Below are 20,525 nucleotides of genomic sequence, written 5' to 3' on the forward strand. Positions count from 1 at the left end.
TGTTGTTTTATTTTATCCAGTTGTAGAGACGGGGCGTGCCCCGTCTCATCACAGGGGGCACGCCCCGTCTCTACAACTAGGTTCTTTGAATAATGGCATATTCTATATGCTCCATATGTCCAAAACGGTCTGTTATCTCCAACTCATTTTCATAGAGGGAGAGCAAACGGCAAAATAACGTAACCTTCGCCTCGAAATCCATCTCCCGGTTATACTCGTAGCCCATCACGAAAGAGAACAAATCCCCTCCGGTCCGGCTAAAAACATCCATCATCTTCCGGGTATTGATAGCGGCCTCCCCCACTTCTTGATTCTCCATCTGCTCGGCGGAGATCACGCCTAGCTCCTGCCGGTGGATCACCTTGTCCGGCCGTATGCCGTCGGCCACCTTCAAGATGACATCCAGCGCCTCGTCCGTTTGCAAATAAGGAATGGAAACCTTGAATAAGGTAGGCTGCACGCCCTCCAATACCACGGAACGCTCCGCGTCTACCACCTCCCGTACATTCGTGTTCTCCTGTAACTCAAACTGCTCCCGCAGATATTTGATACGACGCAGCTTACGGGTAAAACCCACCTGCGTACGGATCTGGTTCAAGTAATCAATGATATCCTGTTGGGAATGGATCAAGCTATGGCCAGCGCTCAATAACTCCGTCTTCAACTCACGGGCGATCGTCAACAGCTCCTCGTCCGGGGCTTGGGCGAAAAAGGGAGTCCGTTCCCGATCCAGCAGCTTCTCCACTTCCACGATCAGGCGGTTGATCTCGATTCGTTTAGCGTCCAGATTCTCCAGTTTGGCGATCTTCACCTTATAGCTCGGCTCGTTCTTGAACGTATTATCGATCACCCGTTGCAAGGACACCACGTTACGTACCAAGATCTTCCCGATCTTCCGCAAATGCGCCTTGACCGATCGCAGATAACCCAGCTTACGCAAATCGTTATCCTCCTTGCCATAATAATCGATCAATTGATACACCAACTGGATATTCTCATCGATCACCGAGGTAGAAATCTCCTCATTCGCCTCCAGAAGCAGCTCATAGAAAGAGAGATAATGCTCATCCATCTCGATATAAGGGCCGTTCCTGCGGATCACCTCACGCTCGATCAAGATATTCAATTTATTCTCATCGATAATATCCAACGCATAATCATAGCGAAACGGTAATGATTTTCTTTTCTCAAATAAGACCTCCAATAGGTCCTTTCCCAGATTTAGCGTGTTCGTTATATGGGGTATTGAATTATATATGTACATCCTAAACAATTAAGGACACAAAGGTAATAAAAATACAAGTAACCCTTTTTTCTCCGTGATGAAAAAGGATTTCCATCGTAGTGAAAAAGCTTTTTCATCACGGTGGAAAAAGTTTTTCACCCCGATGGAAAAAGAGGAAAATCACGAAGAGTTATCAATCCGCCGGATACACAATTCCCAACTGCCGGCGTACTTCATCGATAATCTCCAATGTAATCAAAGAATTATCAAGGCTATTGATTTCTGACTCCCGCTTGCCAGACAAGACGAGGTTGATAAATTCCGCTACCTCATAATAGTACTCATCCTTATCGGCGACCACGCTTAGGTCTTCCGGAACCGGTTCCGGGCCTTTTCCCATCGCCGGAGCTAAACGGGGAGAATACGTCACTTTACGGATGATATTGATCCGGTCCAAGGTCAAGTTCCCCTCCTCCCCTTGTATCTCGGTAGGCAAGGCGGAGTTGGCGATCTTAGAATAAAGCACCGTGGCGTTCATCCCCTCATACAAGAAATTCACGGCCCCTTGCCCGTCCGCTCCTGAGGACAGGACTATGCCCGAGGCGTCTATCTTCTTTGGGCGACCAAACAAGACAACCATCGGATAGACCGTATAAATACCGATATCCATCATGGCCCCATTAGACAACTCCGGCTTGAAAGCGTTCAACACGATTCCTTCCTTGAACTTATCATAACGGGAGGAATACTGGCAATAGCAGGCGAAATAACGACGAACCGTACCTACACGCCCAAGATTCTCTCGCACGGCAAGAAAGTTCGGCGTAAGCGTAGGCTTCATCGCCTCCATCAACGTGACATTATAGGTACGGGAAGCCTCGATCATCGCACGTACTTCTTTCGCGTTGGAAGCGAAGGGTTTCTCGCAAAGAACATGCTTGCCATAGCTCATGCAAAGAATACTCTGGGAGGCATGAAGGAAGTTCGGGGAGGCAATATACACAGCGTCGATCAACGGGCTTTTCGCCATCTCCTCCAAGGAGGTAAACGTATACGGTATATTATGTTTCGAGGCGAAAGCATCCGCCGTCTCCTGAGTTCTCGAATATACAGCTACCAGTTCAAAACGCTCATCCTGCCGGGCTCCGGCAATTACCCAATCACTTATGAAATTGGTTCCGACTACACCAAAACGTACTTTATCCATATTCTATCGTATTATGTTCTTTATTTACAAATGTACGATTTCTGTTTAACATAAATACTCCGTGGAAATGTTATTGTATCTATAAAATGGATAAGCCGCAGGAACTTTTTCGCGACGACGCTGTTTAATCTATACAATTTAAAACCGTTTTAAAACTAAATCAAGTATGAAAAGAATTGTATCTTTTATCGTCGTTCTCGCTGTCGCTATGTGCGGAATGACACAAGTAATGGCTCAAAAATCGATAACAAAGGAAGCCAAAAAAGTAGAGAGAGAAATCAAGAAACAAGAGCGTCTGGCACAAGATGCCGTAGAAGGCCAAGAAGAGTTTAACGCCGCTGTACAAGCTATCAACAACCAATCATTCGTATTGGAGGCTAACAACATACAACCGATGAACGGACAGGTATTCTACGTAAATTCAAATACGAACTTCGTATCTTTGAATGACGGACAGGCTATGGTCCAGATCGCATCCAACTCTCCGTATCCCGGTCCTAACGGATTAGGTGGTATCACCGTACAAGGTAGCGCCTCCAATATCCAGACCAAGCAGGATGACAAGGGCAATGTGTATCTGAACATGAACGTACAGGGTGTGTTTATCTCCGCTACCGTTAGCTTGATGCTTACCAACGGAACAAACAACGCGACCGTTACTGTAGACCCGAACTTCTCCGGTAGAAACTTGAGAATGACCGGTACCCTACTTCCGTACTCACAATCGAACATTTTCCAGGGAACAACATATTAATCATGTCCAACTTTTCTATAATAAAGAAGGCGGTGCTCCGTGAGGAACATCGCCTTCGAACTATTTATAGATAGCCTTATCTCTTATTTACGGAAAGGAGCCTTTACCACTTGAGCCTTCAAGTTCTTATTACGCACCTTGATAAAGATATCCGTACCCGCTTTCGCGAACTCAGGTTTCACGTATCCCATACCGATCCCCTTCTTCAATACCGGAGACATCGTACCAGAAGTAACCACGCCGATTACATTCCCTTCCGCATCGGCGATCTCATAGCCATGACGGGGAATTCCCTTTTCCTGCAACTCGAAAGCACACAACTTACGGGTTACGCCCTCTTTCTTCTGACGCTCCAATTCCGCACGATTCGTAAAGTTCTTACCCTCGGCGAACTTCGTGATCCAGCCTAAACCAGCCTCGATCGGAGAAGTCGTATCATCCAAATCATTTCCATACAGACAGAAGCCCATCTCAAGACGAAGTGTATCACGTGCTCCCAAACCGATCGGCTTGATCCCTTCCGGCTTTCCAGCCTCGAAGATAGCGTTCCAAATCGTCATCGCATCACTCGGATAGAAATACAACTCGAAGCCACCCGCACCGGTATACCCCGTGTTGGAGATAATCACGTTTTTGCAACCGGCGAACTCACCCGTCACAAATGAATAATAAGGAATAGAAGATAAATCAACCGGAGTAAGACGTTGAAGAACCTCCTGTGCTTTCGGGCCTTGGATAGCCAATTGAGCCGTACGGTCGGAAGAATTCTCCAACTCGGCACCTACCGTATTATGGCTTACGCACCATTCCCAATCCTTGTCGATATTACCGGCGTTTACGACCAGCAAATATTTCTCCGGCTCGTAATGATATACCAAAAGGTCATCCACGATACCTCCCTTGTCGTTCGGGAAGCAAGTATATTGAGCCTTACCAAGCGGCAAGACAGAAGCGTCATTAGAAGTTACGCTTTGAATGAAAGCCAAGGCGTTCGGGCCTTTTACCCAAAACTCGCCCATGTGGGAAACATCGAACACACCTACACCATTCACTACAGTCATGTGTTCGTCGATAATTCCGGAATATTCGATAGGCATATTGAAACCTGCGAATTCGTGCATCTTCGCGCCCAAGGCGATATGCACGTCGGTAAACGGAGTTGTTTTCATGTAATTATTGCATTTAAGATTTACGAGCCGATAGCTCTATGATTTTTATAACTGTTTCCATACTCTTCTCCAACGAACGAACGGGCAAGAACTCATAACGTCCGTGGAAATTCAGGCCTCCCGCGAAAATATTCGGGCAAGGCAATCCCATAAACGACAGGCGGGCACCATCCGTACCTCCCCGGATCGGTTTCACGATCGGTTCTACCCCAACGGAGGTCATCGCCTCAAACGCCAAATCAACGATATGTTTCTGGGGCTCCACAACCTCGCGCATATTGTAATATTGATCCCGAAGCTCTAAATGCGCACATCCCGGATGCGCTTCATTCATCTTATCAACCAACATACGAAGCAATTCTTTCTTCTCCTCGAACAACTTCCGGTCATGGTCACGGATGATGTAAGATAGAGTAGCTTCCTCGACTGAACCGGTCATACCGGTCAAATGGAAGAATCCCTCATAACCAGTCGTATGCTCCGGACGTTGCTCGGCCGGCAACCAAGAAGCAAACTCGATCGCACGCAAGGAAGCGTTTTGCATCTTATCCTTGGCGTATCCCGGATGTACGTTCAAGCCCTTGAAGATAATTTTAGCGCCGGCGGCATTGAAATTCTCATATTCCAACTCACCGATTTGTCCACCGTCAATCGTATATCCCCAATCACAACCGAACTTCTCCACGTCGAAATGATCGGCACCTTGTCCGATTTCCTCATCCGGGGTAAAAGCGATACGGATCTTACCGTGCTTGATCTCCGGATGATCCTTCAAATATTGCATAGAGGCGACGATAGCGGCTACACCTCCCTTATCATCGGCACCTAATAAAGTCTTACCATTCGTTACGATAATATCCTGTCCCTTATAATCTGAAAGCTCTGGGAACATCGATTGAGATAGTACAACATTTTCTTCCGCATCCAAGACAATATCACCACCCAGATAAGTCACGATACGAGGTTGAACATTCTTACCCGACATATCCGGACTCGTATCCAAATGAGCGATAAAACCGATAGTCGGGATTTTCTCGTCCGTATTAGCCGGCAGAGTAGCCATTACATAACTATTCTCATCCAAGGAGATCTCCTCCATACCAATCGCTTCCAATTCCTTCACCAAAGCCTCGGCAAAGACACGTTGTCCCGGCGTACTAGGAGTCGTACCCGTCTCCTCGTTCGACTGGGTATCGAACGTAACGTACTTTAAAAATCTATCTAAAACTGTCATAACTCACTCTTTTAAAACAGCCATAAAAGTAGACAAAGCAAGTTACATGACAAAAAAATAGCGAGACAAATTGTCCCGCTATTCCTGTTTCTCTCAAAAAATGTCATCAAAAGCAGCTTGAACCGTCGAAGCAGTGCGTACAAACCTTACACTTAGGCAAGCCGATCGCCTCCACCAAGGTTTCCAGCGTATTAAACTTCAAGGAACTCAACCCGAAACGCTCGGCGATAATTCCGACCATCTTCTTATATTCCGGAGAGTCTGTCGTAGCATATTTATCCAGATTCTTATTCTCATCCCCTTCCAGTTCCTTGATAATCTGACGAGTTATCAACTCCAAAGGACTCTTGGAAGAAGTAAAACCGATAAACGGGCAACTATAAATCAATGGAGGGCAAGCGATACGCATATGTACCTCTTTCGCCCCATAATCATATAAGATCTTCACGTTATCACGAAGCTGTGTACCACGCACGATCGAGTCGTCGCAGAAAAGGATGCGTCTGCCTTCCAGCATCGCACGGTTCGGTATCAATTTCATCTTAGCCACCAAAGCACGCATCTCTTGGTTAGCCGGGGTAAAACTACGAGGCCACGTCGGTGTATACTTAGCGATAGCCCGATGATAAGGCACCCCCTTACCTTCCGCATATCCCAAGGCCATACCCACGCCGGAGTCCGGTATACCACAGGCGCAATCCACCTCCGAGTCATCCTTCTGCCCCATCTTATATCCACTCATAAACCGGACATCCTCCACGTTCTTACCCTCATAGCAAGAAACCGGAAATCCATAATACACCCAAAGGAAAGAGCAGACCTGCATCCCTTCATTCGGTTTACGCATCTGCTCCATACCATCGGCACGCAAACGGACGATCTCGCCCGGGCCTATAAATTTCTCGATCTCATAATCCAAGTTCGGAAGACTGCTAGACTCACTGGTCGCCGCATAAGCTCCGTCTTTCTTCCCGATTACGATCGGCGTACGCCCCCACTTATCACGGGCGGCGATAATACCATCCTCCGTCAGGAGCAACATAGAGCAAGAGCCCTTTATCTTATTGTAAACATTCTCAATACCCTCCACGAAGTCCTTGCCTTGTGTAATCAGCAAAGCGACTAACTCCGTCTGATTCGTTTTTCCGGAACTCAATTCCGAGAAATGCATGTTCGCTTCCAATAACTCCTTTTCCAGCTCGTCCAGATTATTAATCTTCGCCACCGTCACGATCGCGAATTTACCTAAGTGAGAGTTGATAACGATAGGCTGCGCATCCGTATCGCTGATAATACCGATCCCGGCTTTTCCTTTGAATTTAGGAAGCCCCGGTTCAAACTTGGTGCGGAAATAAGAATTCTCCAGATTGTGGATCGAACGCGTAAACCCTTCTTCCTTATCGTACGTAGCCATACCGCCTCTGCGGGTTCCTAGATGAGAATTGTAGTCTGTACCATAGAATAAATCCGTAATACAGGCTCCTTTAGAAATAGTTCCGAAAAAACCACCCATTGTTTTTTATGTTTGTATTTATGTTTGAGACCGCAAAGTTACAAGTTTATTTATATATGTTCCAAAATTTACTTCATAACGTTTATTATCATCGGCAATAAAAAAAGGATACCCCTTTTCAGGATATCCTTTTCCTTATTCTTTGGTCGCAGAAACTTAAGCCTCAGCAACAACTTCTTTTACAGAAACAAATGATCTGTTTTCTTTTCCTCTACGGAAAGTAACAACGCCATCTACCAACGCATACAACGTATGATCCTTACCGATACCTACGTTCTCGCCCGGATGATGAACCGTACCTCTTTGACGAACGATGATGTTACCAGCTTTAGCAACCTCACCACCAAAAAGCTTAACACCTAATCTTTTACTTTGTGATTCACGGCCGTTCTTAGAACTACCCACACCTTTTTTATGTGCCATTTCTTTTCTTCTCCTTTAAACGTTAAGCAATAACTTCTTTAATACTCACCTCAGTGAACTGCTGACGGTGACCGTTCAATTTACGGTAACCTTTTCTTCTCTTCTTGTGGAATACCAGCACCTTGTCACCTTTTACCAGCGGAGATAATACCTCGCATACTACCTTTGCGCCCTCTACAGTAGGAACACCCACTGTTACCTCACCGTTGTTATCTACTAACAACACCTTGTCAAACTCCACAACAGCACCGCTTTCCGCGTTCTGAATGTGATGAACGAACAATTTCTTGCCTTGCTCAGCCTTGAACTGTTGTCCGTTAATTTCTACGATTACGTACATCTGTCTTAAAATCTTTTAAACAGGTTAGGTCCCGGGGGTGGGCTCCGTCTCCGGCTCCACTTATTTACCCTCTGCGGAAAATCGAGTGCAAAGATAGAGTTTTTTATTTAAAGGACAAGGGATGAAGGAAGAAAAAAGCTGACGCTGTTCTAATTCTTGCTTTTTATTTGTCATACCAAACGTATTCCGGTCATTAATGCTTCCCTTGCTACCGGTGAGTCCTCGTGATCACCTATTATATCGATCTTCTGATCTCCCAAAAAGTATTTCAAACGAGCTAACATCCTGATACGAGCCAATACGCCTTTTCGCTCCGAGGAACCACGTACAAGCAAATCAATATCCCCTCCTTTCTTCTCATCATTTATACGAGAACCAAAGAGATAGATCTCCACTCCCTCACCATATATTTCCTTAGCGACACGAAGTATTACTTGTATTTCTTTTTTACTTAAACGCATATACAAGAACATACATTATTCTTAAGCACAAAGATAGGCCATTAAATGAGACAGAGCAAATAAAGAACAAACTTTTACACATACAGAACTGTACACTAAAAAAACATGTATAAAACGACGGGAATACTGAGCTTTTTACTACCTTTGCTACTAACAATATATTACTATTATCCAAATAGAGATGCAAGAAACAAACAATATGTTATCAGTTCTTGATAGCTATACACTAGACAACCCGGATGAGATCGCTAAAGAAATAGCCAACGACTTATCGTAGAGTATCACGAACAGATAGTCAGGACGCTTTCACTCACTCTCGGTAACAAAAATGATCATTGCAAGAATTTCAGTTTTACAATACAGAAAAGTGATACCGACACATGCCAATGGCATCTTGCTCCCACCTACGATCTCACCCTATGCACAGAGGGTTATAATGGTAAATATGCGACTTCGGTCAATGGAACCGGACATCCCACCATTCAGGACATGATAACCATCGGCACTAAAAGCAAGATGAGTAAACCGCACTGCATGCGAATCTTTGAAGAGGTTAGAGCTGGTTGCGGAGATTTGTTGCGGACAAAGACTGGAAGTAATTTCGATGACAGGAAAGTACTCTTTCACCTCTATTACCCTTGTTTTCAACACCGCATTCACTACCATAGAACAGCGATCAGACTTCTCAGATCCGAAATATCCATACACTACGCCGTTCATCTGACAGAAACGGAGATGGAGAGAGACGGCCCCCTCTTGCGTTGATAACGATCCCATTGGGTCTTAAAATCTGTACCTGTTACCATATCTTTTTTATGAATCTGGAACGAAGATCTAGATTTAATTTTTTAGGGGCAAAGAAGCAATTGAATACTTACCTTTCCATAAGCAGAAGGTCTAGAGATATCGCTTTTTGTTTATCAACAAGACTATTTGTCTATAGAAATCCACTTTTTGCCTTCAAAAAAATCAAAGTCAATACTTACCTCCAAATTTTAAACGACTTGAATTTACACTTCTTAAACAATCTAAAATCAAATTCCCAGTGCTACTTCTTTTGCTTCCAATATATTATCCTCAATAGAACAATAAGTCCAACTTCCATACCGTCCTATGGAATAGATGTCTTTTTCTTTCAATATACTCTTATAACGAGAGATTGCTTCTTGACTTTCTTTACTAATATGTACATAAGCAGGCTTCATCAAGACAGTTTCATAGTCAACCAACTTCTGTGTTGTTACCACCCCCATTTTCTTTAAATCATTCATCACACAATCTAAGTACAAGCCTTCTTTGCATAGCACCTCGTCTTCAGGAAAACCTATTTCAACATACAAAGACATTTTATCTGTTCCCAATATATTGTCATAATAACCTAATCGATAAAAAATATAATCCTTTTCGGGAACATACACCCAACTATTCCTCTGATCATCGCCTTTAGAATCAAAACCTAAGTTAAATACCAAAACTTTATTACATGAAAAAGTATTGGATTCATACCCCAAGCGACATTGCTCTAACAAGGAAGGTAATGGTTGAGTTGATATCAGTCGATCATATTTTATCTTCCGTTTATTAGTTGTCGCTACTTTTTCCTCTATGTTTATTTCCAACAGCTCTTCATTCAAGCAAACTTTTGTACTATCTACATTCTTCAGCAGAGATTGAACATATTCCACCGCACCGCCTTTAGGATAAGTAAAAGAACTATTGTAAGAGGAATTATCTTGCGAACGAAAATTCGAGATAATATCTTCCTTATTTGCTTTTGGGAAAAAACGTCCCATCGCATTCATATCTAGCCTATCCAAATCACAAGCATACAATTTCTCATTATAAGGGATCAAGAATTTCTCCGCAATTGATTTACCATAATTGGCATAGACCATTTCTTTGAAAGATCGTATACTTCCTTGATTTACAGAGAACAAATCATAAAGGCAATCTATCAGTTCCTCTTTATCCAATTGATGAATATTCTTCTGGAAAGGAAAATCTATATAATCACCTTTATAATAAATCTGCGTGTGTTTTTCCACTTTCAACAAAGAAGAAGGAGATATATTTCGGCAAACATATTCTTCGATATCCGGATGTTGGAAATGAAAGAAATGTCCCGAATAGTCCCATACATATCCATTCCGTTTAATCGTACGGCAATATCCTCCCGCTTCGTTTTCTTTCTCAATCAATAAAAAATCATTCTTCGTGAAATTGGCATAACTGATACCTGATATACCTGCACCTATAATTAAATCCATCATCAACTATATTTAAAAACACTCCTTATAGCCCAATTCATAAAATAGTAAATACTTCTTAGCAGTCCCAGTTTCTCCACTTGATAATAAATCAGAAATTGAGGCTTAATCAGCTTTTTCCTATTACGTGTAACACTGGTGGAAACCAAACGATAAGATGCCAAGATTTTCGGATTACCATAAGCATAGTCCACCTTGTTCTTTAATATTTCCAACCAAAAAGCATAATCATCACGTAAACTTTTCAATTCTTCTTTAAAATAGTGTTCACCTACGACCTTACGATCATATATTGTAGTGAGGCAAGAAACAGGATTAGACTTCAGTATATCCCAATAACTTACCTTCTCAGGAACAATGAAAGGCTGTAACACTTGTATCCCTTGTTCATTAATGCGATGATAAGAGCCAGTGACTAATGCCGCACTCTTTTCTTTCATGAAATCCAGTTGAGAGTCCAAGAAAATCGGAGACCAAATATCATCTGAATCCAAGAAAGTAATATATCTACCCTGCGCTTCGTGCAATGCTATATTTCTAGCACCAGACGAACCTTTGTTCACAGGAGAAACTATTAATCTAATACGCTTATCTTTCTCCATAAATTTCTTCACTACTGCAACTCCTGCACCATCATCAGGTGAGCAATCGTCTACGATAATCATCTCCCACTTCGAATATGTTTGTACTTGTACTGAACGAATCGTTTCACCTATAAAAGCTGCACCTTTATACATAGGTGTCACTATAGATACTAAATCTGTAACCATACGATTAAATTGTTAATAATTTATTCCATAAAGTTCTCATACTTCTTTCTTTATAATTTCCCCACCATTTATATAATGTTACATCTCTACCAGGAAAACCGCAATCTTTCTTATTGATGATTATTTCCAGAAGTTCCGTGAAAGTGTACGCATATGTTCCTGGCGTATTTTTTTCGTAATCCATCAATGAAAGATCATTCTTTTGATATTCCTCCAAATCAAACATATAAAGGATAACTCCTTTGTCTTCCATCAAGATATAGTCGGCATATATTGAGGAGTAGTCCGTTATCAAGATATCCGTGAAAGGCAAGATGGGATATATATCACATTTATTGTCTATGAAATAGATGTGGCTATATTGATTATTTAAATTAGTAACCTTCACTGTTGGATGCTGCTTGATAACCAATAGGGCATTCACCTTTTTCAATATTTCATTCAGCTTATTCATATTCGGAAATGCTACATTCAAATAAGCAGTATTCAAGTGCGCCCTCCAAGTGGGCATATACAAATAAATCCGATCATATTGTTTCCAGCTGTTCAATAGCTCTGGTACCTCTTGTGGTTCATACCGCTTTATATGTTCCACAATTTCTATCAAATCTTGTTTCAAAAAAGCGCAGCGAGGATAGATATCATCAATTAATTGATCCTCTTTAATAGAAAAAAGCTGTTGAAAATAACCTCTCTGATAATAAGTTGGTACTAACAAATAATTCGGTTTTTTTAATATCCAAGGAGCAAATATTCTACAGAACAATCTATTATCTTTTATACCCGCATTCGTCGTTATAAAATTTTTAACACCCACTCCGTGCCACAAATTTACAAGTATACTATTTCCTGAAGTGAAAAAGTTGATAGCATCAGATGATGTAGTATAAAAATACATATATGCGGTAAGTGAATGAAACATCCCCTTTAAGCTATACCGATGATAGGCGGGCAGATTACGTTCGCACATCCATCGAAGTAATTTTTTGTCTTGAGTGATCCAATATACTTTAACTTCTTCTTGTTTCAAGGCATATAAATAGAGATATTTAGCATTGTCAACAAACCCATTTTTATGTCCAAATACCCATTTTCGTTTATCCTTTATAAAAATATAGGAAAGACAATATAAAGGGTAGCCCCACAAAAGTTCTAAGCCTCCGGTAATAATTTGTAATGGTTTTTTTCTGCTGAATACTTTTCCCCAGACAGACATTTTTTTCGTATTCATAATTTTTCCTATTTGTTGCTTATCATTTTATAATCAGCATTGGATACGTTTCTTAATTTCAGCTACCAAATCAATACCATTATCATAGCTATCCCAAAATGCCTTCATTAGAAAGCTGTGATCTTCTTCGGTCAAATGGCAATCTACACGATTCGCTATTAAAGTGATTAGTTCATCAAAAGTTTGAACCCTTTTTCCTAAATAATATTTGTTGTAACTTTCAAAACAAACAGTAGGCGAATACCATTTTTTATTCTTAAAATCAGCTTTATCATAAGCTTCTTTATTATAACTATCTTCTAAATCAAAAGGAAAAATAATTATTTCTTTACCTAACAGAATAAAATCCGAATAGACTGATGAATAATCCGTTATCAAGCAATTGGTATAAGGCAAAATCGTATTGACATCACATTGCTTTTCAAAAGGAATAATATGTGAATAACCCTTAATGACAGATAAATCCATTTGGGTAAAAGGGTGTAACTTCAAAATAAAGCAACTATGAGTAGTTTGCAAAGCCTCTTCAAGACGTTTAAAATCGATTCCGCTTTGTTTCAAAAAATCACTACCGTTATTACGCCAAGTAGGCATATAGATATACACCTTTTTAAACCGTTTGATTAGCTCAATAAAACGACAGGTTTCTTTAGGTTCATACCGTTCTATGAAGCGAGTTCTTTTCTCTTCCGGGCACAATAAAATTTCATTGCGTGGATAATTTGTCAAAATACATTTCTCTATCGGAATCCTAAACATAGGCATATAAAATTCTTGAGCTTGATCAAAAGAGGTGGTTAAACAGAGATCCGGCACACGAAATAACAGTAAATAATATTCTATTTTGGGTCTGAATTTAGTAGCAAGTTCCGTATAAGTATAACCTGTTAGTGCTAAAAAGTAAGACTCTGGACGTAACCATTTTGTCTTTTTTAATCCGATGCCATGCCCTAAATAGACCCAACAGGCACCTTCTGATGCATATCTGTTAATTTCTCTTACACTGTCAGTTGTCAAATACACTCCGGCAGTAAAACTATGATACAATCCAAGAATGCTATACCACATATAGCATCTGAACCCTTTAGAACGTACATTATGAAATTCGTCCTTACTATTAGCAATCCATATAGCTTCTATCTCAGGATACTCCTCCAGTACTTTTAAGAAAAGGTACTTGCTGTTATCTGAAAAAGTGGCATTATGTGTTGCGAACAACCATTTATTTTTTTTTCTAGGCATAATGCTACCAAAGAAATAAAGAGGATGCAACAGTAACTTGCATAAGTATCTTAAGTTTCTTGTCATTTGTTTTTAACTTGTTAAGTTATACTTTCAATGAAAGCTGGTATTGTTTCACTAAGAGGCATATCTTTTCTGAAAACACCTGCTGTCCCTCCAACGAAAATGGAAGCACCTAAATTGCGCATATATCGAGCTCTTTCACAACTCACACTGCCATCAACGCATATTTCTATATTTGTATGACTATGTTGATCTAGATATTGGCGTGTTTCTCTTACCTTTTCCATGATGCCATGTATCATGCTACTGCCAGCAAAACCAGGAACAATCAGCATTAATAAGATTACATCGACATAAGGTAAATATTTCTTGACCTCTTCAATAGATGTATCTGGATTTAATGCCAAACCAAATTGCGCTTTTTTCTGTTTGATGAAAGCTGCATTCTCCATGATACTTTCTTTGCATTCACTATGAATACTGACAATGTCACCTTCACGAATATCCATCGATCGGACAACGACACGTGGGTGCTCCATGAGTAAGTGAATGTCTAATGGAAGGTTTGTAATCTTCCGGATTGAATTGACAACATCAGGGCCGAATGTCAGATTGGGAACGAATATGGCATCCATTATATCGATATGTAAATAGTCAACCCCGTTTTCTTCTAGAAGTTGAATATCACGCTCCAAATTTACCAAGTTGGCACACATGAGCGATGCGGATAATTTAGGACTCATTGAATGGATTTATAATAGTTAATCAATCGATCGAACATCTCTTCTAAATTAAAGAACGGCTTCCAGCCTAATGCTTCCAGTTTTTTCGTGGACAGATTCAATTTCGTAACGGGAGCATATCCCATGTTATCTCTTGCCTCAATCACAACACGACAATTTTTATTAAACTTTTCTACTAATAGATAAGCCAGATCGCAAATGGAAATATACGTATTGGGGGTAGCCACGTTATACGCTTTACCCGGTTCCCCTTTTAGCAACAGATAAAACAAAGCCATAATCGCATCAACAGTATAGCAATAGGGTTTTGCGGATTCGCCGCTAGTATGCATCACAATATCTTGTCCATTTATGACGCTTTTGGCAAATTGGGCAAAAACCCTTGTATCTTGCCTTGAAACTCCAGCACCAAAAACTTGAGTCAGACGAGCCATTACCACTGGGACATGATATTCTGAGGCATAAGCATGACACAAACACTCCACCATTCGTTTCCCCAAAGAATAGCTACTGCGCACATCAATGGGATTTATGTATCCGCTTACATCTTCAGTCACCAGAACAGAATTGTCATTGATTGTCCCATAGGATTCCAAAGAAGACAAATAAACCATTCCTCTCATTGATAGGTGCTGAGAAGCATATTCCAATAGTTGTCGAGTTCCTATAAATGCCGTATTTATAGTTTCTACAGGAGAGTTCACATAAAATTGGGACGCTGTAGGACTTGCACAATGGATAATATAATGGATGTCCCAAGTTGACAAATCCAAAGGTTCTGTCATGTCTTGCCAGATCCATTGGATTTCGCAATTACCAAATAAATCGTATGCCTTTTGCTTATTACGGGCCACTGCTACGACCTTTATTCCTGAATTTGTTACTTGATTTAAACGTAGCAGACATTTGATCAAAACAGAACCTATTAGACCAGTTGCACCTGTGACTAAAATCGTTTTTTCTTTTATTTGCTCCACAAAGGGGAAATGCCCTACAAAAAAATCAATGTCCTGCTGTATAATGAGATTCTCTATCATACCTTTATAACCGGTTACTATTTACAATCTGTTCAAAACGTTCTAAATCTTCTGGAGTCGTCAGTTTAAAATTGATCTCTTCCCCTTTGGATAGAAAGACTTTCATGCCACAACGGAAAGCAAACTCGGCACCTCCTGTCACTGCCGCTATTTCTTCATAGCTTCTTTCCTCATGAATTTTAAGATATTTACCTAGTTTAAATGCTTCAGGGGTCTGTCCCGCATGTAAAGTACTTCGCTTAGGCACGTCCGTAATGCAATTTCCCTCGGTTGACATGTAGATTGTATCTTTCACTGATATAGTGGCAATAGCAGCATCGTTCGCAATGCAACCACAAATACAGTCATGTATGACTTGGGAACTAACTAATGGTCGGACGGAATCATGGATAATCACCACATCATCATCCACTCCTCCATGGGAACGGATTAGCTTTAATGCATTGTAAATGGTATGTTGCCTTGTTTCGCCTGGTTCGGCATAATAAACAGGAAGTTGGAGCATTGCCACATGGGGTTGTATGAAATCGATCCATTGTTTGTCTAAAGCTATCACAAGAGCATCTATTTCATTACTTTGTACGAATTTATCTATACAATAGCTGATAATGGGACGTCCCGCAACCATTATGTATTGTTTAGGTATATTACTACCCATGCGGGAACCGATACCTCCCGACAAAATAACTGCAATATTCATATATATTTTATGTTTTTTAAATATTTGGATTTTAGTGTTTGATCCGATAAATACCACCTGTCTGTCCACAAAATAACAGAAGATGTTTACCATGGAAATCCACGTCCTCCGGTTCATTCATCAGTTTTTCTTGCAAATTCAAAATGTGTGTCACCTGTTGTCGTTTTAAGTTCACCATGACAATAGCTCGTTCGGCATCTTTCCTATGTTCATTTCCCGTGTGCAATCCTACAGGCAAATAAAGTATGCCTTTACGTATGCTTCCACCTTGAAGTAGGTTTGGAAGATAAATATGAAACTGTTCTTCTACATCTTTTGCTGTTAGTGTAACATTACCGTCACTCAATAAAGGTAACGGAAAGCGAATAATCCGAAGCGAATCGCTTGCCTTGTTTCCGTCTGGTACAAGTAAACGGGACACGCCATAAAGTTTTCGTTCCTCGCGATCAACGATCCAGTCATGTACTACCTGTGCTTCTCCTCCTGCTGCTTGATATTGCAGTGTTTGTATAACCTTTGCGCTATCCAAGTTGACATTTTCCACAAAACAGCGATAAGGTCGGCGACACTCGGATACATACAAGGCAGGAAAAGTCATGTTCCCTTCTGGATATTCCACACCAAAGGAGGCACAGTTTGCATGATTATTCTTGTGAAAACTACCGAGTCGATAACTACCAGCCAACTCTTTTCGATCTAGGCTATATATGCGACAAAGACCCTGATCATTAAGTAATACGGCATAATTATCCCACACAGCCATACCTTGAGCTGAGTGTTTTTCATAGGTTCCCGATATACTATAGGCTACCAATCGAACTTGTTTACAACTTATACAGATCAAAGTACAAAACAGAAAAACAATATGGATTTTCATGAACTATTTATAACTTATAATTAAAAATTAGGAGTTCCCTTCGTAGATCTTCTTTGGGGTAAAATACAGAGCTATACGGATAATATATCATATATCTTTGTATCGCATTAGGATTGTTGGCAAAAGGAACGGCATAAGATTTATAGCAAAAATATACAGGAATTAATAAAGAGAAAAAGCACAATACTATTCTCTGCTTGACATCCATTTTCTTTACACATTCCATAAAACATATAATAACCAATAAACTAGTAAACGATTGAAAATAATCATATAGTCTATAAAATATCATGAATGAAAATTTGACACTAATTAGGATAGCTGAAAAATATATAGTACTCTCAAAGATGTTATTACTTATTTTAATGTATTCAGAAAAAATATGTTTACATCGAATAACCATGAATATATATATAAATAGCAAGAAATGTAACAAGAACTCCCTTCCAATTATATTCAATCATGGTATATTGATCGGAAGTGGCATAAAAGATTAAACCCTTAGTAAAAATAGTATCTAATGAAAGAATATTTTCTATAATTGTATAAATCCAGTCTCTTTGGACAATAGGCATTATAATAAAAAAAGCAATAACGGGTAAGACGTATATCTTTTTTAAAGAATAGACCAGATAAAAACCAAAGAAAAGTCCAAAGACCACCAGCGAAAATTTGTGGAACAAAAAAGCAGTGATAACATATAGCATAACTTTCCAAGTTTTACGTTCATCCAAGGCTAATATGGCAAGCAAGAAAAAAGCCAAAGCCACAGCTTCACGCATCACTTCCATATTCTGCTTGGTATATTCAAACATATAATAGAACAAGACCATAGAAAAACAAAGTGTAGGACAAACTTTCTTGACGAACTTACCCCAAATGACTATGTGGATCATGCTTATGACACACTGCACCAAAAAGAAATCATTACAAAGAGTTTTACAACAAACGTTAAGCAGTATCCAAAAAGGTTCGTAACGCACATCTGAAAAATCATTCCACCGTAAATGGAACAAATCCGGATAATATTTAAAATCATCCATATACACTACAGTATCGCTACCGACTCTATATCGCAGTCCACTGACAAGGATCATCAAAGCTAACGAAACAAAGAAATGCAACCGCCTATACCTTCGATACCTACCAACATCATACAATAGTGCCAAGAATACATAATATATGAATAAAACAATATATATCATGACTTTTCAAAGATTAAAATCCTATATAAACGGCAGTAATAAAGACGGTAGAACAGAACAAAAACATCTGCTAAAATCAATGCTAACGCAAAATTATATATAGTAAACAAATTCATCCAATAGAGTGACAAATAGACAATCACCAGCACAAAAGTGCTATATATAACACTATTATTGAAAGGTTTAGGATGTCCGAACGCTACCAATGTCGTAGATCCAAGACATATCGTAATACTCGTACAGAATGTGTATAAGCAGAATATGCGCATCAAAGAAATAGTTTCCGGCATCTTTGTCCCCGTAAATAGAGACACCAATAACGGAGATACCACAAATATGACCGTACTAAGCACAAAGGCGAACAGGATATTGATCCAAATAAAACGTGCTACAAAACGTTTGTCTTGTGTCCGAGCGATATGGGGGTACACGGCTTGGTTGAGCATATTGGTAGGAATACGGACAGCATTGGAAACCTTTTGTGCCAATTCGAAAGCCGCTACACTTTCCATCGTAAAGAATATGCCACTTACCGTTTTAGCCAAATTGGTATTAAAGATAACCGATATGCGCGAGAACCAGAAAGGTACGCTCTCAAAGAACATTTTCCATACCATCGCACAGCAAGGCACCTTTAAACGTATGCCTTCCAACCTCAACAGACAATAAAAAGAAATCATCCCCGCTAATACATTCCCCATGGACTGCAAAAGAGCAACCTGAGGATAATCACTTTCGCCACGAATGAAAATAAATACGGAACATGTATAGAACAGGATGGAACTGGATCGGACAATGGTGATATATTTCATCTTTTCGATCCCTTGATAGTACCACACGGGAAACAACAGCTCTGACAAACAAGTTAGAAACGCAAAAAGCATAAGAATTTTGTTCTGCTCCATAAACGGAACGACTAACATTCCGACTAGTAACACAAAAGAACAAAGCAAAAAAAGTATTAACTTGATGAATAAAACTGTAGAAACGATCCTATTCAACGCAAGCTTGTCATTACGATGAACGGAAACATCTTTTACCGCAGAAATGTCCAGACCAAAATTAATGACCACAATAAAGTATTGAACAATGGTCTGTGCCAAAGCCACCATCCCATACCTCTCCATGCCAACTGTCCTTATGATATAAGGTAAGGCTACAAAAGGCATGAAAATACGTACACACTCTATGATAGTCAAATACCCTGTATTCTTGGCAATGGTTTTATTGTTGCGCAATTTACTCTTTAAGGCCTCTATAAAAAAGCGCATCATCACACAAATAGTTAATACATAAATACTCTGTTAGCACTCTATTTAGAATATACCCTTTGATAGGGTGCTTTTTAGTGCATCGTTTTGGAAATACGGTTAGTAAACTAAGCCATTATACCTGTATCAATTTCATTTTTAAGGTATTGGAATACGTACAAAACTATCACTTAAACAGATTTAATAACTCCGCCAAGAAAGACAACCTATTGTCTATCCCTAAGCTCCTCCAATAAATCATTTAAAATATAATCGTCACTCATCAAATGAAGTCCATACTTGCTATCATGCAACATAGAACAAGTACGCGTATCATAGAAGATGGCAAGCGCACGCTCCGGGGATATTTGCAAACGCTCCGCTAGTCGCATAATAATCCGGGCGACCTTTCTCCAAAGCACTTGCTCTCTCATACCGGCCTCCCTTCTCGTATATCATTAAGCCGCTCGCTATCAACAAAACGTAAATACTTATCAAGCAACGACTGACTCAATATACATATTTGATTATTAGGAGAGGTATATCGCAATTTACCCAATGCTTGATCAACCGTGATATTGCCACTTATATAATCCTCCACGGTATCGATCACACGGTCATCCACCACTCCACCCTCTATTATATCATATCCAATCCAAGGTTTTTCCCCGTTGCGACTAGCTACAATAAAATCGAGCCAATGCCGGTCATAAGCTTCAAAACTCAACATTTTAGCGCCTGCGTTCAAAGCAGCCTCTTAATCAAACTCATACATATTGATCCAAGCGTCAGAGGATAGACGAATTAATTGTACCCGAATGGCCCAACGTTCTGCTTGATCTCGCAAACGGGTCAAATAGAAACCCTTTCCAAA

Annotated in this window: 21 protein-coding genes and 1 pseudogene; 2 read left to right on the forward strand and 20 right to left on the reverse strand. The window is 40.2% G+C overall.

The genetic code is table 11. The annotated features are described in order from the left end of the window. Positions 1-76: 76 nt before the first annotated feature. Positions 77-1,264 (reverse strand): hypothetical protein, encoded by a 1,188-nt coding sequence (locus DWX33_RS18805; RefSeq protein ID WP_122380854.1) that lies wholly within the window; start codon positions 1,262-1,264, stop codon positions 77-79. Positions 1,265-1,418: 154 nt separating this feature from the next. Then, positions 1,419-2,432 (reverse strand): Gfo/Idh/MocA family protein, encoded by a 1,014-nt coding sequence (locus DWX33_RS18810; protein ID WP_005861919.1) that lies wholly within the window; start codon positions 2,430-2,432, stop codon positions 1,419-1,421. A 166-nt stretch (positions 2,433-2,598) separates the two neighbouring features. Here DWX33_RS18810 and DWX33_RS18815 point away from each other — a divergent pair, with 166 nt between their 5' ends. Then, a complete protein-coding gene (locus DWX33_RS18815; protein WP_005861917.1) occupies positions 2,599-3,186 on the forward strand; it encodes a DUF4251 domain-containing protein in 588 nt (195 codons plus the stop codon). Positions 3,187-3,269: 83 nt separating this feature from the next. Here DWX33_RS18815 and gcvT read toward each other — a convergent pair whose 3' ends face one another. From gcvT to DWX33_RS18845, 6 genes are all read right to left on the reverse strand, one after another. Beyond that, the gene (gene gcvT, locus DWX33_RS18820; RefSeq protein WP_057326408.1) at positions 3,270-4,355 is read right to left on the reverse strand and encodes a glycine cleavage system aminomethyltransferase GcvT; all 1,086 of its coding nucleotides are present in this window, start codon (positions 4,353-4,355) and stop codon (positions 3,270-3,272) included. A 13-nt stretch (positions 4,356-4,368) separates the two neighbouring features. Then, a complete protein-coding gene (gene pepT, locus DWX33_RS18825; protein WP_008774030.1) occupies positions 4,369-5,589 on the reverse strand; it encodes a peptidase T in 1,221 nt (406 codons plus the stop codon). 106 nt (positions 5,590-5,695) lie between these two features. Continuing rightward, positions 5,696-7,102, reverse strand: a complete 1,407-nt coding sequence (locus tag DWX33_RS18830; RefSeq protein ID WP_008780836.1) for an amidophosphoribosyltransferase — start codon at positions 7,100-7,102, stop codon at positions 5,696-5,698. A 156-nt stretch (positions 7,103-7,258) separates the two neighbouring features. Then, positions 7,259-7,525 carry a 50S ribosomal protein L27 gene (gene rpmA / locus DWX33_RS18835; RefSeq protein ID WP_005861909.1) on the reverse strand — a complete coding sequence of 89 codons (267 nt, stop codon included), beginning with the start codon at positions 7,523-7,525 and terminating at the stop codon, positions 7,259-7,261. Between the two features lie 22 nt (positions 7,526-7,547). Further along, positions 7,548-7,865: a 50S ribosomal protein L21 gene (gene rplU / locus DWX33_RS18840; protein WP_005861907.1), complete on the reverse strand. Its 318-nt coding sequence runs from the start codon at positions 7,863-7,865 to the stop codon at positions 7,548-7,550. A 170-nt stretch (positions 7,866-8,035) separates the two neighbouring features. Then, the gene (locus tag DWX33_RS18845) at positions 8,036-8,326 is read right to left on the reverse strand and encodes a nucleotidyltransferase domain-containing protein (protein ID WP_036617544.1); all 291 of its coding nucleotides are present in this window, start codon (positions 8,324-8,326) and stop codon (positions 8,036-8,038) included. A gap of 291 nt (positions 8,327-8,617) precedes the next feature. Between DWX33_RS18845 and DWX33_RS22945 the strand changes: the two genes are divergently transcribed. Beyond that, positions 8,618-9,091 carry a HipA domain-containing protein gene (locus DWX33_RS22945; RefSeq protein ID WP_255419344.1) on the forward strand — a complete coding sequence of 158 codons (474 nt, stop codon included), beginning with the start codon at positions 8,618-8,620 and terminating at the stop codon, positions 9,089-9,091. Positions 9,092-9,360: 269 nt separating this feature from the next. Here DWX33_RS22945 and DWX33_RS18860 read toward each other — a convergent pair whose 3' ends face one another. The 12 genes and pseudogenes from DWX33_RS18860 to DWX33_RS18915 form a co-directional block, all read right to left on the reverse strand. Then, a complete protein-coding gene (locus tag DWX33_RS18860) occupies positions 9,361-10,593 on the reverse strand; it encodes an NAD(P)/FAD-dependent oxidoreductase (RefSeq protein ID WP_057329624.1) in 1,233 nt (410 codons plus the stop codon). A 2-nt stretch (positions 10,594-10,595) separates the two neighbouring features. Then, positions 10,596-11,363 carry a glycosyltransferase family 2 protein gene (locus DWX33_RS18865; protein ID WP_009018528.1) on the reverse strand — a complete coding sequence of 256 codons (768 nt, stop codon included), beginning with the start codon at positions 11,361-11,363 and terminating at the stop codon, positions 10,596-10,598. Positions 11,364-11,367: 4 nt separating this feature from the next. After that, positions 11,368-12,594: a CDP-glycerol glycerophosphotransferase family protein gene (locus tag DWX33_RS18870; protein ID WP_057329618.1), complete on the reverse strand. Its 1,227-nt coding sequence runs from the start codon at positions 12,592-12,594 to the stop codon at positions 11,368-11,370. Positions 12,595-12,627: 33 nt separating this feature from the next. Then, a complete protein-coding gene (locus DWX33_RS18875; protein ID WP_036632224.1) occupies positions 12,628-13,902 on the reverse strand; it encodes a CDP-glycerol glycerophosphotransferase family protein in 1,275 nt (424 codons plus the stop codon). 14 nt (positions 13,903-13,916) lie between these two features. Further along, positions 13,917-14,582: a ribulose-phosphate 3-epimerase gene (locus DWX33_RS18880; protein ID WP_036632223.1), complete on the reverse strand. Its 666-nt coding sequence runs from the start codon at positions 14,580-14,582 to the stop codon at positions 13,917-13,919. After that, on the reverse strand, positions 14,579-15,619 hold the full coding sequence (locus tag DWX33_RS18885) for an NAD(P)-dependent oxidoreductase (RefSeq protein WP_009018532.1): 1,041 nt from the start codon (positions 15,617-15,619) through the stop codon (positions 14,579-14,581). The genes DWX33_RS18880 and DWX33_RS18885 overlap by 4 nt, the downstream gene beginning before the upstream one ends. A 4-nt stretch (positions 15,620-15,623) precedes the next feature. After that, positions 15,624-16,319, reverse strand: coding sequence for a 2-C-methyl-D-erythritol 4-phosphate cytidylyltransferase (locus DWX33_RS18890; protein ID WP_009018533.1), 696 nt, complete (start codon positions 16,317-16,319; stop codon positions 15,624-15,626). A gap of 31 nt (positions 16,320-16,350) precedes the next feature. Next, on the reverse strand, positions 16,351-17,082 hold the full coding sequence (locus DWX33_RS18895; protein ID WP_172984013.1) for a hypothetical protein: 732 nt from the start codon (positions 17,080-17,082) through the stop codon (positions 16,351-16,353). Between the two features lie 500 nt (positions 17,083-17,582). Continuing rightward, positions 17,583-18,401, reverse strand: coding sequence for an EpsG family protein (locus DWX33_RS18900; RefSeq protein ID WP_122380856.1), 819 nt, complete (start codon positions 18,399-18,401; stop codon positions 17,583-17,585). Beyond that, the gene (locus tag DWX33_RS18905; protein ID WP_009018536.1) at positions 18,398-19,675 is read right to left on the reverse strand and encodes an oligosaccharide flippase family protein; all 1,278 of its coding nucleotides are present in this window, start codon (positions 19,673-19,675) and stop codon (positions 18,398-18,400) included. Before DWX33_RS18905 ends, DWX33_RS18900 begins: the two co-directional genes overlap by 4 nt. 203 nt (positions 19,676-19,878) lie before the next feature. Continuing rightward, complete coding sequence (locus DWX33_RS18910; RefSeq protein ID WP_009018538.1) at positions 19,879-20,085, reverse strand: DUF3791 domain-containing protein; 207 nt, start codon at positions 20,083-20,085, stop codon at positions 19,879-19,881. Beyond that, a pseudogene (locus DWX33_RS18915) lies at positions 20,082-20,525 on the reverse strand (DUF3990 domain-containing protein); the annotation flags it as partial. The pseudogene DWX33_RS18915 and the gene DWX33_RS18910, both read right to left, overlap by 4 nt.

Origin of the sequence: Parabacteroides sp. AF19-14, assembly GCF_003635485.1 — a bacterium.
Lineage (GTDB): Bacteria > Bacteroidota > Bacteroidia > Bacteroidales > Tannerellaceae > Parabacteroides > Parabacteroides distasonis.

Bases quoted from the DNA above. Each gene is read 5' to 3' on its own strand.
- DWX33_RS18805 (WP_122380854.1), bottom strand. From the start codon at position 1,264: ATGTACATATATAATTCAATACCCCATATAACGAACACGCTAAATCTG.
- DWX33_RS18810 (WP_005861919.1), bottom strand. From the start codon at position 2,432: ATGGATAAAGTACGTTTTGGTGTAGTCGGAACCAATTTCATAAGTGAT.
- DWX33_RS18815 (WP_005861917.1), top strand. From the start codon at position 2,599: ATGAAAAGAATTGTATCTTTTATCGTCGTTCTCGCTGTCGCTATGTGC.
- gcvT (WP_057326408.1), bottom strand. From the start codon at position 4,355: ATGAAAACAACTCCGTTTACCGACGTGCATATCGCCTTGGGCGCGAAG.
- pepT (WP_008774030.1), bottom strand. From the start codon at position 5,589: ATGACAGTTTTAGATAGATTTTTAAAGTACGTTACGTTCGATACCCAG.
- DWX33_RS18830 (WP_008780836.1), bottom strand. From the start codon at position 7,102: ATGGGTGGTTTTTTCGGAACTATTTCTAAAGGAGCCTGTATTACGGAT.
- rpmA (WP_005861909.1), bottom strand. From the start codon at position 7,525: ATGGCACATAAAAAAGGTGTGGGTAGTTCTAAGAACGGCCGTGAATCA.
- rplU (WP_005861907.1), bottom strand. From the start codon at position 7,865: ATGTACGTAATCGTAGAAATTAACGGACAACAGTTCAAGGCTGAGCAA.
- DWX33_RS18845 (WP_036617544.1), bottom strand. From the start codon at position 8,326: ATGCGTTTAAGTAAAAAAGAAATACAAGTAATACTTCGTGTCGCTAAG.
- DWX33_RS18860 (WP_057329624.1), bottom strand. From the start codon at position 10,593: ATGGATTTAATTATAGGTGCAGGTATATCAGGTATCAGTTATGCCAAT.
- DWX33_RS18865 (WP_009018528.1), bottom strand. From the start codon at position 11,363: ATGGTTACAGATTTAGTATCTATAGTGACACCTATGTATAAAGGTGCA.
- DWX33_RS18870 (WP_057329618.1), bottom strand. From the start codon at position 12,594: ATGAATACGAAAAAAATGTCTGTCTGGGGAAAAGTATTCAGCAGAAAA.
- DWX33_RS18875 (WP_036632224.1), bottom strand. From the start codon at position 13,902: ATGACAAGAAACTTAAGATACTTATGCAAGTTACTGTTGCATCCTCTT.
- DWX33_RS18880 (WP_036632223.1), bottom strand. From the start codon at position 14,582: ATGAGTCCTAAATTATCCGCATCGCTCATGTGTGCCAACTTGGTAAAT.
- DWX33_RS18885 (WP_009018532.1), bottom strand. From the start codon at position 15,619: ATGATAGAGAATCTCATTATACAGCAGGACATTGATTTTTTTGTAGGG.
- DWX33_RS18890 (WP_009018533.1), bottom strand. From the start codon at position 16,319: ATGAATATTGCAGTTATTTTGTCGGGAGGTATCGGTTCCCGCATGGGT.
- DWX33_RS18895 (WP_172984013.1), bottom strand. From the start codon at position 17,082: ATGGCTGTGTGGGATAATTATGCCGTATTACTTAATGATCAGGGTCTT.
- DWX33_RS18900 (WP_122380856.1), bottom strand. From the start codon at position 18,401: ATGATATATATTGTTTTATTCATATATTATGTATTCTTGGCACTATTG.
- DWX33_RS18905 (WP_009018536.1), bottom strand. From the start codon at position 19,675: ATGATGCGCTTTTTTATAGAGGCCTTAAAGAGTAAATTGCGCAACAAT.
- DWX33_RS18910 (WP_009018538.1), bottom strand. From the start codon at position 20,085: ATGAGAGAGCAAGTGCTTTGGAGAAAGGTCGCCCGGATTATTATGCGA.